General features: G+C 41.4%; 14 protein-coding genes. 5 read left to right on the forward strand and 9 right to left on the reverse strand.

Annotated elements, in window-relative coordinates; translation table 11 throughout:
• Positions 1–5: 5 nt before the first annotated feature.
• From ACYQ03_RS00070 to ACYQ03_RS00085, 4 genes are all read right to left on the reverse strand, one after another.
• Entirely contained in the window at positions 6–1583 is a 1578-nt protein-coding gene (locus tag ACYQ03_RS00070) for an ABC transporter substrate-binding protein (protein WP_459906685.1), read from the reverse strand.
• Positions 1584–1813: 230 nt separating this feature from the next.
• Positions 1814–2950 (reverse strand): PucR family transcriptional regulator, encoded by a 1137-nt coding sequence (locus ACYQ03_RS00075; RefSeq protein ID WP_459906687.1) that lies wholly within the window; start codon positions 2948–2950, stop codon positions 1814–1816.
• Positions 2951–3055: 105 nt separating this feature from the next.
• Positions 3056–3613, reverse strand: a complete 558-nt coding sequence (locus ACYQ03_RS00080; protein WP_459906689.1) for a nitroreductase family protein — start codon at positions 3611–3613, stop codon at positions 3056–3058.
• Positions 3614–3615: 2 nt separating this feature from the next.
• Complete coding sequence (locus ACYQ03_RS00085; RefSeq protein ID WP_459906691.1) at positions 3616–3948, reverse strand: putative signal transducing protein; 333 nt, start codon at positions 3946–3948, stop codon at positions 3616–3618.
• Between the two features lie 116 nt (positions 3949–4064).
• On the opposite strand from ACYQ03_RS00085, the gene ACYQ03_RS00090 reads away from it, so the two are divergent.
• Both ACYQ03_RS00090 and ACYQ03_RS00095 read left to right on the forward strand, forming a co-directional pair.
• Positions 4065–5438 carry an MATE family efflux transporter gene (locus ACYQ03_RS00090; protein ID WP_459906693.1) on the forward strand — a complete coding sequence of 458 codons (1374 nt, stop codon included), beginning with the start codon at positions 4065–4067 and terminating at the stop codon, positions 5436–5438.
• Positions 5439–5486: 48 nt separating this feature from the next.
• A complete protein-coding gene (locus ACYQ03_RS00095) occupies positions 5487–6377 on the forward strand; it encodes an RluA family pseudouridine synthase (protein ID WP_459906695.1) in 891 nt (296 codons plus the stop codon).
• Positions 6378–6539: 162 nt separating this feature from the next.
• Here ACYQ03_RS00095 and dmpI read toward each other — a convergent pair whose 3' ends face one another.
• On the reverse strand, positions 6540–6725 hold the full coding sequence (gene dmpI / locus ACYQ03_RS00100; RefSeq protein ID WP_459906697.1) for a 4-oxalocrotonate tautomerase DmpI: 186 nt from the start codon (positions 6723–6725) through the stop codon (positions 6540–6542).
• 86 nt (positions 6726–6811) lie between these two features.
• Complete coding sequence (locus tag ACYQ03_RS00105) at positions 6812–7603, reverse strand: alpha/beta fold hydrolase (protein ID WP_459906699.1); 792 nt, start codon at positions 7601–7603, stop codon at positions 6812–6814.
• Between the two features lie 311 nt (positions 7604–7914).
• On the opposite strand from ACYQ03_RS00105, the gene ACYQ03_RS00110 reads away from it, so the two are divergent.
• The 3 genes from ACYQ03_RS00110 to ACYQ03_RS00120 are packed head-to-tail and all read left to right on the forward strand — an operon-like array spanning position 7915 to position 11335.
• Positions 7915–8478: a 4Fe-4S dicluster domain-containing protein gene (locus ACYQ03_RS00110; RefSeq protein WP_459906701.1), complete on the forward strand. Its 564-nt coding sequence runs from the start codon at positions 7915–7917 to the stop codon at positions 8476–8478.
• A gap of 1 nt (position 8479) precedes the next feature.
• Positions 8480–9337 (forward strand): CoB--CoM heterodisulfide reductase iron-sulfur subunit B family protein, encoded by an 858-nt coding sequence (locus ACYQ03_RS00115; RefSeq protein ID WP_459906703.1) that lies wholly within the window; start codon positions 8480–8482, stop codon positions 9335–9337.
• 15 nt (positions 9338–9352) lie between these two features.
• Entirely contained in the window at positions 9353–11335 is a 1983-nt protein-coding gene (locus tag ACYQ03_RS00120) for an FAD-dependent oxidoreductase (protein WP_459906705.1), read from the forward strand.
• A 224-nt stretch (positions 11336–11559) separates the two neighbouring features.
• Here the strand turns inward: ACYQ03_RS00120 and ACYQ03_RS00125 are convergent, their stop codons facing one another.
• The 3 genes from ACYQ03_RS00125 to lipB form a co-directional block, all read right to left on the reverse strand.
• Positions 11560–12264 (reverse strand): Crp/Fnr family transcriptional regulator, encoded by a 705-nt coding sequence (locus tag ACYQ03_RS00125; RefSeq protein ID WP_459906706.1) that lies wholly within the window; start codon positions 12262–12264, stop codon positions 11560–11562.
• A gap of 115 nt (positions 12265–12379) precedes the next feature.
• Positions 12380–13231 carry a lipoyl synthase gene (lipA, locus tag ACYQ03_RS00130; RefSeq protein ID WP_459906708.1) on the reverse strand — a complete coding sequence of 284 codons (852 nt, stop codon included), beginning with the start codon at positions 13229–13231 and terminating at the stop codon, positions 12380–12382.
• The gene (gene lipB, locus ACYQ03_RS00135) at positions 13224–13919 is read right to left on the reverse strand and encodes a lipoyl(octanoyl) transferase LipB (RefSeq protein WP_459906709.1); all 696 of its coding nucleotides are present in this window, start codon (positions 13917–13919) and stop codon (positions 13224–13226) included. The genes lipA and lipB overlap by 8 nt, the downstream gene beginning before the upstream one ends.
• Positions 13920–13927 lie beyond the last annotated feature (8 nt).

The raw sequence follows: 13927 nt of genomic DNA on the forward strand, positions 1-13927 counted from the left end.
GGTTTTTATTCACGGTAGGTATCATAGAAAAATATGGTATTGGGGTAGGCTGCGTTGCTTTTGAGGCCTTTAAACTGCTTGTTAAAGACCCAAACATATTTTTTATCGTAGGTAAAGATGGACGGAGCATCCTCAATCAGCATTTCTTGAGCATCAATATACATCTTCTCAGCAGTTGCCCTGTCAATACCACTCTTGGCATTGGCATCATCAATTAAAGCATCGAATTTTTCATTTCTATAGTAGTTCAAGTTAAATAAAACTTCTTCTTCGGAATGGAAGATACTATACAACCAACTGTAGGGACTAGCATAATCCACCCACCAATACATACCTAGAATATCTTGTCTGTTTTTGGGATCCTTGCTCTTAGCCATCTCCCACTGACTATCCCAGGGCATACCCCTGACTTCCAAGTCAATATTAAGTTTAGCCAGCTCTGCCTTATAAAGCTCCGCAGCTTTCTTTTCTGCTTCATCCCCGGACATGTAGGTTAAGAGTAGCTTAAAGCCACCATTGGGCAATCCTGCTTGTGTCAACAGTTCTTTAGCTTTATTGATATCGTGCTTGTACTGGAATAGGTTTTCACCATGACCCCAGTGACCAAAAGGTATAGGACCTTTTGCCTGGGTGGCATAATTGCCCATCGAATATTTCACCACATCTTCATAGGGGAAAGCATAGGATAGGGCTTGCCTAACTAGCTTATTATTGAGAGGTTCTTTCTCGGTGTTCAAACAGAAGAATAGGTTTTGGAACGCAGGTGCCTCCATAATTTGCACATTGGCATTATTTTTTAATGCTTCAACATCTTCATAGGGCAGCTCAATGGTTACGTCAGCTTCGCCCTTTTCAACTAACTGACGCCGGGATGAAGTCTCTGCAACTTTCTTAATAATCACTTTGTCGAAATGGTTACCTTCCCAACCTTGCCAATAATCATCAAATCGTGTTAGTACCACTTCTTCACCCATCTTGGTACTTTGCAATTTATACGGGCCGGTACCTGCTTCATTGCCTTTGGTGAACCAATCTTCCGGTTGTTCAGCCACTTTGGGAGACATGATAAAGGCTGCATAACCACAACTGGCAATTAAATCTAAAGGTGCGGGATAACTCAGTTTGAATTCTACTGTATAGTCATCCTTAATATTGATTTCCTTGACAGAATCCCATATATAGGCAGCACCTTGGTTAATTTCCTTAGTTCTTTCAATGGAAAACTTAACAGCATCTGCTTTCATTTCTGTACCGTCGTGGAACTTAACACCTTGTCTTAATTTGAAAACCCAGGTCAAGCCATCCTCGGATTTGCTATACTCTTCAGCTAAAACAGGAATAACTTTGTTTTCCACAGGATCAAACCTTAGCAAAGTTTCATAGATATTATTCATCACTACGATACCATTGGAGAATTCCACGCTAGGATCCCAGTCCAACACTGGCTCACTGTTAAAGGCATAATAGGCAATTTTGGCCTTTTGTGCTCCGGAATCTGCTTGATTGCCACCCCCACAGCCAGTGGTTACAGTTAAAACAAAAGCTATTAACATAATTAATGCAATTATTCTTTTCTTATTCACGAATACACCTCCAGTAAATATTTATTGTTGCTAGACCAATCCTTCCTCCCTTGTCACCCCCATGTACTGCTAACTCAGGGTACCGTTTAACAGCATTTATTTTATACGCATGAATATGTACAACATTTTATACATATACAAAGTTATTTGGTGTATTTCGACAATAATTTTGCAGCGACCTTTGTCAAAATTACAAAAATAAAGCACTTGTTTTGTAAAATAAACAAGTGCTACAACATTTTATGAATTTTAACAGCCACCGATAGCTGTTCGTAAAAGGTTCCTTCTAATCCTTCCATCCCTAGGATTTCTTTGATCTTCGTTAAGCGATAGCGAATGGTATTTTTATGTTGGAATAGTTCCTGGGCGGTCCTATTAACATCCCCATCATTTTCGATATAGGCTAGAGCTGTTTTATACAATTGAGTATTATTTTTATTATCATATTCTTGTATAGGCAGAATAATCTCGTCATGAAACTCGTTAACTTCCGGAGATTCCTTCAGAATAGATAAAATTCTATAGACTCCTAAGTCCTTATAATTGGTTATTTTTTGGCCAAGAACCTTCTCGCCTAAGCTGTTAGCATGGATAGACTCTTTAATACATACTCCAAGATTATCCAGCCCTTTATACTGTCTGCTAACTCCAAGATTATACTCCTTCGCCGATCCTTCAATGGTTTTATTAATGTAGTTTATTTCTGTTATCAAAGAGTTATTATCTGATGTACTTACCAATATAAGAACTCCTGTCTTGTACGAAAGAACCGACCAGGCCGGATGCCCCTTATAGCTTTCCTTAAGTTTTGAAATAATTATATTATATTCTTTGGTCCCGGTACAATAAATGGCTGAGACATATTCAGAGAATTTAGGATTGATCTGATATGCTAAACTCCTGAGATTATGTTTATCCCTTTCTAACAAAAGCTTATCCACTTGCATTTCAATAATGATATTCTCTTTGTTCTGAATAATTAAATCCATAATTTCCGTAATAATCTCTGCATAGGGCAAGTCTTTAGAGATCATTAGTATCGGAAACCTTTTTCTATTTGCCAATGTCTTAATTTCTTCCGGCAGATCGTTCATGTATAGATCTAGTACACAAAGACCACTGGAACCGGATTCTATTAAGATCTTTACGGTGGTTGACAAGCATTCTAGATCATCCTTTACCGCATAAAAACTAGTTAGAAAGAAATCCCCCTCTCTCAATAATTCTTTATAATCTTCACAGTCAGGGCATTCAATGACACTGACCCGTTTAATGATCTTATCAAAACCCTTTTGACCTGCTATTATTTGTGCACCTTTAAGAACATCCAATGTCAGAGCATCCCGTATACTTACACCCATTGCCATAATTTTGTCTCCGTTTCTGTCCAGTTAGTTAAGAGCTAACTATCAGCCATAGTCTCAGTCTCCCTGGTTAGTGGGGAAGTCTTCACACATACGACTAATAGAATATTACATATGGAAGATCAATGCAGGCTTACGCTTGGCATCTGGGAGCTCTGCTTTCGGGTAACCAATGATCATGGGGCACACAACCTTGTAACTATCTGGCACGTTATATTTAGCCTTAAACTCCGGGAAATCACAAACATTTTCTGCATTACCAATCCAACAAGTACCCAGGCCATAGTTCATTGCTGCCAGCATAATGTTACCCGCGGCTAGAGCACCATCATAAACATGCCAGTGAGAACGGCTATCTCCATAAATCACTAATAAACAGGGCGCATTGTAAAACATGTTATAGTTTTCCTTGATCATCGCACTTTTGTACTGCTTCATATAAGGGAAACGGTCTTGGTTTGCTAACCAATGCTGTACTGACAGATCAGAAATTCTTTTAATCTCAGCCTGGTCACGAATTACCACAAAACCCCAGGGCTGATAGCCAGAACCCGTGGCAGCCCTGGTTCCCAGGGTAATTAATTCTTGCAAAACCTCCATTGGTACAGGCTGATTTTTAAAGGAACGTATACTTCTTCGTTGATTGATACATTTAATTACATCCATTTTTATAACTCCCCTAATAATATCTTAGCGTCTTGCACATCCTCTTCCTTTACCTGTATTTGGACAGGCCCTGATATTACATTAAAGCCTATATTTCCTACCCCAAATAATCCTTGGAGCGACTCTCCCTTCGCAAAATACATTATGCCCGAACTTTCCAAAAGGGATTTCGCCACTGCAACCACTCCAAGATCCATTGAAGAAAATACAGTAACTAATTTAACTGGGCCAATTTTAGTCTTTTCTTGCTTTAGTTCTTTAACCAAGGGCACTTTACAATCAGCGCAAAGGGAAAAACCCTCTCTATATTCACATTTACATTTAGGGCAGATCATCGCTACACCCCCCGAATGCTTTTATATCATTATTCAAGAAAACCAAACCCTTTCCCTTTTTTAAAAAATAGTTCATACTATAATAATGTTAACAAAAATAAGGAATAGGTTAGAAAATGAGACAAACTTTATCCCTAAGGGAAAAAAACCAGCAATTTTTGGCTATTTTGTGGCCAATTTTAGTAACCCAAATCCTTCTTTCATCAATGGCTACTATCGATACGATTATGTCTGGCAATGCTGGCACTCGGGATTTAGCGGGAGTGGCCATTGGCTCCAGTCTTTGGATGCCCATATTCACAGGGATCACGGGGATTTTATTAGCCATAACTCCCATTATTGCGCAATTAGTTGGAGCTGGACAAAAAAAGAGAGTCCCCTTCGCAGTTATTCAGGGGACCTATATAGCCGTAGCAATTTCTTTAATTGTTATTTTTTGTGGTTCCCTTGCTCTTAAGCCAATTTTGCATACCATGCACTTGGAACCCTCTGTACGAGATATTGCAAGGCGCTATTTGATGGGGATTTCCTTTGGCATTACCCCCATGTTTATCTATACCATATTGCGCTGCTTTATGGACTCCTTAGGGCAAACCCGGATGTCCATGTTTATTACACTTTTATCATTACCCATTAACATAGGTTTAAATTACCTCTTGATTTTTGGGAAGCTGGGTTTCCCCCGTCTGGGTGGAGTTGGTGCAGGCTATGCAACAGCAATTACCTACTGGTGTATATTGCTAATTGCTTTTTATGTGGTGCACCGTGTTGAACCCTTTTCAGATTATGGTATATTTAATAAAATTCCTGCTGTTTCCTTGTTTCACTGGAAGGAACAACTAAAGTTAGGTATTCCCATTGGCTTCACTATCTTTTTTGAGACAAGTGTTTTCTCCGGGGTAACATTATTAATGAGTCAATATGATACTATTACCATTGCAGCCCACCAAGCAGCCTTAAATTTTGCTTCACTTTTATATATGATACCCCTAAGCATCTCCATGGCCCTCACCATCGCTGTTGGATTTGAAGTAGGTGCAAGGAGATACGCCGATGCAAAACAGTACAGCCTTCTAGGTTTAGGAATTGCCCTAGGCATGGCTGTCTGTTGCGGTATTGGCCTGTTGCTCTTTGGTGAACAAGTGGCAGGTATATATACCAGCGACAAAGCTGTATTTCAAATGGCCAAGCAGTTTTTAATATATGCTATATTCTTTCAACTTTCTGACGCCATTGCTACCCCGGTACAAGGCATACTCAGGGGGTATAAGGATGTTAATATTTCATTTCTTGTGGCCTTTACCTCCTACTGGGTTATCGGCTTGCCCGTAGGTCATCTTCTTTCCCTTTATACCAACCTGGGACCCTTCGGCTACTGGGGAGGACTCATTGTGGGTCTAGCCCTAGGGGCAACCTCTTTACTCTATAGAATGTTTTGGATCCAGAAAAACGCGACAGCGGGGACGGTTCTTGATTGTCGCAATAAATAAATGCGACAGCAAGAACCGTCCCCGCTGTCGCATTTGGGGGGATGTGCCTTGGAAGGTGCAAATAATCAGGTCGTTTTTTACGTTGAGTCTAGTGAAAATGGTAAATTAATTAGGGAGTTCTTAAAATATAAAGACATCTCTGAAAGAGCCCTGAAAAAACTTCGCAATCAGGGCGAAATATTATGCAATGGGGATGCTGTTACCTGGCGTAAGGTGGTTAACACAGGGGATGAAATTACTTTAATATACCCTGATACTCAGGAAAATGAGTATCTTGCTCCGGAGCCCTTAGCTCTTAATATTATTTATGAAGATATGGATATTGTTTTAGTGAATAAACAAGCCGGGATTTGTATTCATCCTACCTTGTCACACCCTGCTGGAACCTTGGCCAACGGCCTAATTTATCATTGGTCAAGGAATAATGAAAAGGCTACCTTTCATGCTGTTAATCGTATTGATCGCAACACCACTGGTCTAGTGCTAGTTGCCAAAAACTCCTACAGTGCACAAAGGCTCTTTCGGCAAAGACAGTGCAGGCAATTAACCCGCTCATACGTGGCTTTGGTTCATGGCAGGGTAGTTGACCAAGAAAAATCCCTTGATCTACCATTGAAAAAGTGTGAGGGAAAAACAACAAAAAGGGAAATATCCGTTGAAGGTCAAGCGGCAATTACCCATTTTAAAGTTCTGGAATACTTTACGAATTGTACGTTGATCCGTCTAATACCGGAAACCGGGAGAACCCACCAAATAAGAGTTCATCTCTCTCACCTAGGCCACCCTTTAGTAGGTGATAAGCTTTACGGCGGACCAACGGACATAATATCTCGCCACTGCCTACATGCCGATAGAATGGCTTTCCTACATCCCAGAACTGGTGAGCCAATGTCTTTTCAGTTGACCTTACCCGACGATATCGTCCAGGTCATTACCTAATATTTAAAATCCTAATTCAAACTATTAGAAGGACTTGGCTTGCGCCAAGTCTTTAGACGCAGGCCGAAGCCTAGTTTGCCCTTATGCATATCGAGAAGTTTATACTTTTCTGATTGCCAAAAAATATGCGACAGGGAGAACCGTCCCCCCTGTCGCATAGTGCTAATGTTTATTGGAAAGAAGTACTCCCCCAACCCCAACATTGTCAGCTTCTAATTCCTTAATTAACACTACAAAGGCCTGTAATGGTATGTTGGAGATATCACTGGCAACTTGGCTTATATTTTGCACCATTTTTTCCTTTTGTTCCTTTGACAGTTTACCAATGTCTATGGTTATAACAGGCATACAAGTCCCCCCTATATTTTGGGTTCTTCTAAGCTCTACTACTCAATGTTTTTTAATAGCTTTTTAAATATCTAGGTGCTTAAAGGTTATCTTTCCCCTTTATCACCGATCTTATCAAGCTCTTCCATAAATGACTCAACTGTTTGGTTAAACTCCTTAGGACGCTCTTGCATCATCATATGGCCAGCTCCAGCTATTATTTTCATTCGAGAGTTAGGTATTTTATTAGCAAGGTACTGACCGTATTTAATAGGAGTCATAACATCCATATCAGCAGATATCACTAAAGTAGGCACCTTAATATTTTCTAGCCTGTCTGTTGCATCAAAAAGGTTACAAGCAGTAAAATCCGCAAAGAATACGGAGGGATGAACACTTTCCATTTCCTCCTTGGCACGTAACAAAGTTGCCGGCTGCGTATCAGTACTGTATAAAAACTTTTCCAATCCCAGAAAGTGTTCATTATTTTTAAAGGTTTCCAGTAATTGCGGCATGACCCGAAGTCGGGAGCCGGTTCCCACCAAAATAAGCCCTGCCAGTTTCTGTGGGTAATTAAAGGCAAAATCCATGGCGATGGCTCCACCCATTGAATGACCCACTAGAAAGAAAGGGGTATCTAGAACTAGTTCAGAAAAATCTTTGATAAATTGGCTATAGGCCTCAATTCGATCCAGTGCATTACCCTCAGACAGTCCATGTCCCGGTAGGTCCAATGCAATGAGCAAATAATCCTCGCTCATATGAGCTAGTTGAAAATGCCAGTTCTGATGACTACCACCTGCACCGTGAACAAAGAGCAGCCCTTGCTTTGGCTTATTGGTGGCAGGTATATTCCTTTGGTAGTGACATTGGATAGAATTTACAGTTATAAAGGGCACTGGTAATTCCTCCTTAAAAACACTAATTTTTAACTTGAATATCTGTATTTAATTTTATAATATGTATAATATTCTATCATCTTTTTCACCAACTACCACCCTTACCATACTTAACTATTTCCTGAAATGTATATTCATTATTAGTGACGAAACTAACAAAATGATTTCAGATTTATTAAATAAAATTTTTTAACCATATAAAATAGTTATAAACGTAAGCAAGATCCATAAATCATAGTATAATAATGAGAAATATCATAATTTGTGACCTATTTTGAATTTTTGAGGACAACTATAAGGGAGGTCTTTTAATGGATATCATTACTTTTAATGATACAAATCCAAATAATGATCAGTTAATAAATCAATTGGGGCAGAATATTCAACATTGTTACCAATGTGGCAAATGCACAGCTGGGTGCCCAGTGGCCTTCGCTATGGATGTTGCACCCAATCAAATTATAAGAATGTTACAGTTAGGTTTGTTAAATGAGACACTTCATACAGAGACAATTTGGCTTTGTGCCACATGTGCTACCTGTTCCACCCGTTGCCCCCGTGGCTTTGATTTAGCGAAACTAATGGATAGCCTAAGATCCCTAGCGCTACAGCAGGGTATTCAACCCAACGGCAGGGGGAGAAACGTTTCTCTGTTTAACCAACTTTTCTTAGATTCTTTGCGAAAATACGGCCGTTCCTACGAAATGGGTATGATGCTCAAATACAATCTTAACTTACACAACCCCTTTAATAATGCTAGGCTTGGGCTAAACATGATTTCCCGCGGTAAATTAAATCTTATGCCTCACAAAATAAAAGGAAGTAAAGAAATTGTAAAAATCATGGAAAATATTAAGAAGTTGGAGATGAAGTAACGTGAAGATCGCATATTATCCCGGGTGCTCTTTACAGACCATGGCCAAAGAATATGACATATCTGCCCGGGTCGTCAGTGAATTCCTGGGTGTGGAATTAGTAGAGATACCGGATTGGAATTGCTGTGGCGCCAGTGCCGCCCATGCTTCCAGTGAGTATCTACCAATAGCTTTATGTTCTCGCAATTTACACATGGTAGAAAAAATGGGTTTGGATGTAACCTCACCCTGTGCTGCCTGTTATCAATCTCTATCCTACGCTAACTGGAAATTGACTGGTGATGCTGATCTACTGCAAAAAATCAACGAGGCCACTGGCCAACCTTATAATGGAAATGTTAAAATCAAATCCTTTATCCAGGTTTTTTCTAACTTGAATCCCGATATAATTACTTCCCAGGTAGTGCAACCCTTAAAGGGCTTAAAAGTTGCAGTCTATTATGGCTGTTTACTGGTTCGCCCCGCCAATGTGGTCGACATCGATGATCCCGAGGATCCTCAGGTATTGGATAACCTAATGAAGGCTGCAGGTGCTGAAACCGTTGATTGGACCCATAAAGTGGAGTGCTGTGGTGGTTCTTTATCCTTAACTAATGAGGATATTTCTTTAAAGTTAGTCAATGATATTCTAACCAGTGCAAAAGATGCTGGTGCCCACTGTATTATCAATGCTTGCCCCCAGTGTCATTTTAATTTAGATATGAAGCAAGAAAAAATTAAAAAAGTTTATAACATCGATCATAACATACCTGTTTTTTATTTTACACAATTATTAGGTCTAGCCCTAGGGATAGAACCCAATTGCCTGGGTATCGATCTAGGTATCGCACGATCCATCTTAAAGAGAATTAGCAGCTAAGGAGAAGGTGAAGCTATGAACCGTATTGGTGTCTTTATCTGCTGGTGTGGTTCCAACATCAGTAGTGTCATAAATGTATCACAGTTAGCGGCAACTGCTGCTAACTTTCCCGGAGTGGTTTTTAGCACTGACTACAAATATATGTGTTCGGTTCCTGGGCAAGATTTAATTGTACAGAAAATCAAAGAACATCGTCTCGACAAAATCGTATTGGCCTCATGCTCCCCAAGATTGCATGAACAGACCTTTAGAAAAACCCTAGAAAGGGCCAGCCTTAATCCGTACATGCTTGAAATAGCGAATATTAGAGAACAATGCGCCTGGGTACACGCCCATGATAAGGAAAAGGCTAATGAAAAGGCCCTTGCCCTTGTGCGTCGGGCGGTGGCCAAAGCCACCGATACGGAACCCCTTTATGAAGATAGGATTCCAGTAACTAAGCGAGCACTGGTAATTGGTGGTGGTATCGCTGGAATGCAGACTGCCCTGGATATTGCCGATGCAGGACATGAAGTAGTGCTGGTGGAGCGCGAACCTTCTATCGGCGGTAAAGCAGCTATGCTTGACAAAACCTTTCCAACCCTAGATTGCAGCGGCTGAATAGTTACCCCCAAAATGGTTGCTGTGGTACAGCACCCCAACATTAAACTTTATACCCACGCTGAGATCTACGAGGTGGGTGGCTATATTGGTAACTTCAAGGTACGCATTAAACAAAAGGCTAAATACGTAGACCACGAAAAATGTACAGGCTGTGGCTCCTGTTGGGAAAAATGTCCTGCCAAGGTTAGTGATAATTATAACCTGAACATGGGGGTGCGAAAAGCCATCTATATTAGTAGCCCCCAGGCAGTACCAAACAAACCGGTTATTGATCCCACGGGATGTCGTATGCTTTTAAGCGGCAAATGCGGTGTATGTCAGAAGGTTTGTCAGGCCGGGGCGATTAATTATCAAGATACTGATCAGTTCATTGATATAGAAGTAGGCGCCGTGGTGATGGCTACAGGCTACGATTTATTTGATTGGAGTCGATCCTACGGCGAATATGGTCACGGTAAGTACCCAGACGTTATCACCAGCTTACAGTTTGAACGACTCTTAAATTCTTCTGGTCCCACAGGTGGTAAAATACTCCGACCATCGGACAATAAAGAACCCAAAAGTGTTGTGTTTATCAAATGTGTTGGTTCAAGGGATGAAACAAAGGGTAAATCCTATTGCTCCCGGGCCTGCTGTATGTATACTGCGAAACACGCCCATCAAGTCTTGGAGAAGATTGAAGGAGCCCGAGCCTATGTCTTTTACATGGATGTGCGAACTCCCGGAAAGGGCTATGAAGAATTTTACCAACGTTCGGTGGAGGAGGGTGCTTGTTACATTCGAGGTAGGGTATCCAAGATATATCACAAAGGTGAAAAATTAGTGGTAAGGGGTGCCGATACGCTACTGGGTCGACCAGTGGAGGTTGAGGCAGACCTAGTGGTATTAGCCACAGCAATTGTACCTAGCCTCGGGTCCGACCATTTAGCCAAGGTGGTTGGTTTCTCCACTGATAAAGATGGTTTTTATCAAGAGGCCCATCCTAAACTTAAGCCTGTGGAAACCAACACTGGCGGCATTTTTTTATCAGGTTGTTGTCAGGGGCCAAAGGATATTCCGGATACAGTCTCCCAAGCAAGTGCCGCTGCAGCAAAGGTTATTATTTTGTTATCTAAGGATGAACTGGCTACCAACCCAATGGTATCGCAAATTGATGAAAGACGATGCACAGGCTGCCTAGCCTGCCAGGATGTTTGCCCCTTCAATGCAATTGAGGCCAAGACAATTGTTGATATGTCCCACGGTAAAGAAACACTACGAACAGTAGCTTCCATCAATACAGGTCTCTGTCAGGGTTGCGGTGCTTGTTCCTCTACATGCCGCTGCGGTGCAGCAGATCTAAAGGGCTTTACAAACCAACAGATCATAGCTGAGATCAAGGCCCTATGTCTATAATTTAAAAAAAATGGGGTAAGGCTTGCATTTTTGACGAACCTTACCCCATTTTTGCTATTAGTCATTAGTTATTAGCATAAAAACTCTAGGCGAGAACCTAGATAAATTTTCCGCAGGGAGCAAACTTATAACCCAAACCAACTTTACAAGCGAGCAAGTGCCTAGCACCATTAAAGGCATGAGCTAGTTTTTAGATTAGATTAGCTAAGGGCTAAGGGCTACTGCTACATGCCAAACCCTTTCTCTTTAAGTTTTTCCCAATCAATCACAATAATTGAACCGTCCTTAGCAGTCTTAATTACACCATCTTTTTTTAACTGAGTAATAGCATTGGTTATGGATACACGATGAGCACCGGCAATGCCTGCTAATTCCTGTTGGCTTATATGAATTGACTTATGTTTCTCCTTGCCCTCTGGAGTTTCCGCCAGAATACAATATAGGATTCGAGAAACCTTTTCTACCGTGTTACGAAAAGCCAAGTCTTCGATCTGGCTGGCCAGGATGCGGGATTTAAAACTTAGGGAGTTCAGTAATACATGGGCTAACCCGGGGCTGGCAACAATATCTTTTAGAAACTTACGGTCTATTTCAATGGCCTCAACATCCTCAATGGCTAAGGCACTATATATAGTTGGCTGTCCATGAAAAAATGGTTCTTCCCCAACAAAACAACCAGGAGTAACATAACAAACCGGCTTTTCTACACCATCCGAACTCAATAGACTACTTCGAATTGTCCCCTTCAATACATAATACATGTAGTCACCCCGACTACCCATACCTGAGATGATAGTGCCTTTAGGATACTTTTTCTTTTCACCGATTCTTTGTATAAGGGCAAGATCCTCTTTGCTCATATTTTCGGATCTAAGGAATTGAGCTTTTACCCAGGGTGATGTAGTAAGTAATGCTTCATGTTCCTTCATCCCACTACCCTCCTCCAACGGTTCGTCCACCAGCCTTTATTCTAACACAAGGGGAAGAATCGCCAAAAGTAAAGCCCCACACCTTTTATTATTAATGCAAGGTATTACCTTTTTCTTATTTAATAACACTTGAAACATCTGCAGCATGGTAGGAACTTCTTACCAGTGGGTCTGAAGCCACATATTTGAAGCCCATTTTGTAAGCCGCATCCTTATACTTTTTAAACAGGTCCGGGTGGATATATTCGACAACTTCATGGTGTTTGGCCGAGGGGGCCAGATACTGACCGATGGTCAGTAAGTCACAGTCAACATCCCGTAAGTCACGCAAAACGTTGATAACCTCTTCTTCCTGCTCGCCTAAACCAACCATGATGCCTGATTTGGTGAAGATACTGGCATCAAGTTCCTTGGAGTTTTTCAAAAGTTCCAGGGAACGAGCATAGTTTGCCTTTGGGCGCACAGTGGAATATAACCTAGGTACCGTTTCGATATTGTGATTGAGAATATGAGGTTTGGCATTAAGAACAGTGGCCAGCGACTGACGATCACCCTGGAAATCTGGGATCAGCACTTCTACAATCACATCGGTGGCCCTAAGTTTTTTAATAACCTCGGCAAAGTGGCCGGAACCACCATCCGGCAAGTCATCCCTGGTGACAGAGGTAATGACGGCATGTTTTAGGCCCAACTCCTTAACCGCCTCGGCCACATGGCTGGGCTCATGGGGGTCAACTGCTTGGGTGTGTCCTTTGGTGACATTACAAAAGGTACAATTACGAGTACAGACACTGCCTAAAATCATAAAGGTAGCAGTCTTACGACCAAAACACTCGATTAAGTTGGGACAGTTAGCCTCCTGACACACGGTATGCAAAGACAACCGATTGAGCATCTCTTTGACCTGCTGAGATTTTTCGGCCCCCTGCAATTTCACCCTTAGCCACTCTGGTTTTCGCTTATTCATGGGTACACCCTCCTAAAATATTTTGTAAGTTTTGCCGGTCAATAAGCTCTGCTTCACAGTTGAAAACCCGGCTAAAGTGTGAAATCACCTGATCATTTACCTTCCCAATGTCCTGGGGCCGTCCCAGGATTTTCTGCAGTGAAGTGACACCCCGATCGGTAATACCACAGGGATTAATCCAGTGAAAATGATTTAAATTGGTATTGACATTAAAGGCAAAGCCATGCATAGTGACCCAACGTTTCACCGCACAGCCAATGGCTGTGATTTTCTCCCCGCCCACCCAGACGCCGGTATATTGGCTGTCACGACCGGCTGTAATACCATATTCATACCCTAATAACTGAATAAAGACCTCTTCTAGTTTGTCCACATAAACCCGCACACTTTTACCATAACCGTTTAGATTGATGATAGGGTAACCAACAATTTGACCGGGGCCGTGATAAGTAACATCACCGCCCCGGTTAATTTTATAGATTTTAACCCCTTGCTTTGCTAACTCCACTTCGGGAGTAATGATATTATGACGGTTTTCTCTGGTTCCCAAAGTTAGCGTTGGCGGATGCTGCAACAGGAGCATAATATCCGGCACTTTGTTTTGCTGCCTTAATTGCAGAAGCTTTTCCTGCATGGCTAAGGCATCTAAATAATCTATTTCGCCCAAGGGTGCAACTAATAACTTCAATGTAATAT

The organism is Desulfotomaculum defluvii (assembly GCF_054657375.1).

Bases quoted from the DNA above. Each gene is read 5' to 3' on its own strand.
- ACYQ03_RS00090 (WP_459906693.1), top strand. From the start codon at position 4,065: ATGAGACAAACTTTATCCCTAAGGGAAAAAAACCAGCAATTTTTGGCT.
- ACYQ03_RS00080 (WP_459906689.1), bottom strand. From the start codon at position 3,613: ATGGATGTAATTAAATGTATCAATCAACGAAGAAGTATACGTTCCTTT.
- dmpI (WP_459906697.1), bottom strand. From the start codon at position 6,725: ATGCCTGTTATAACCATAGACATTGGTAAACTGTCAAAGGAACAAAAG.
- ACYQ03_RS00085 (WP_459906691.1), bottom strand. From the start codon at position 3,948: ATGATCTGCCCTAAATGTAAATGTGAATATAGAGAGGGTTTTTCCCTT.
- ACYQ03_RS00110 (WP_459906701.1), top strand. From the start codon at position 7,915: ATGGATATCATTACTTTTAATGATACAAATCCAAATAATGATCAGTTA.
- ACYQ03_RS00075 (WP_459906687.1), bottom strand. From the start codon at position 2,950: ATGGCAATGGGTGTAAGTATACGGGATGCTCTGACATTGGATGTTCTT.
- lipA (WP_459906708.1), bottom strand. From the start codon at position 13,231: ATGAATAAGCGAAAACCAGAGTGGCTAAGGGTGAAATTGCAGGGGGCC.
- ACYQ03_RS00125 (WP_459906706.1), bottom strand. From the start codon at position 12,264: ATGAAGGAACATGAAGCATTACTTACTACATCACCCTGGGTAAAAGCT.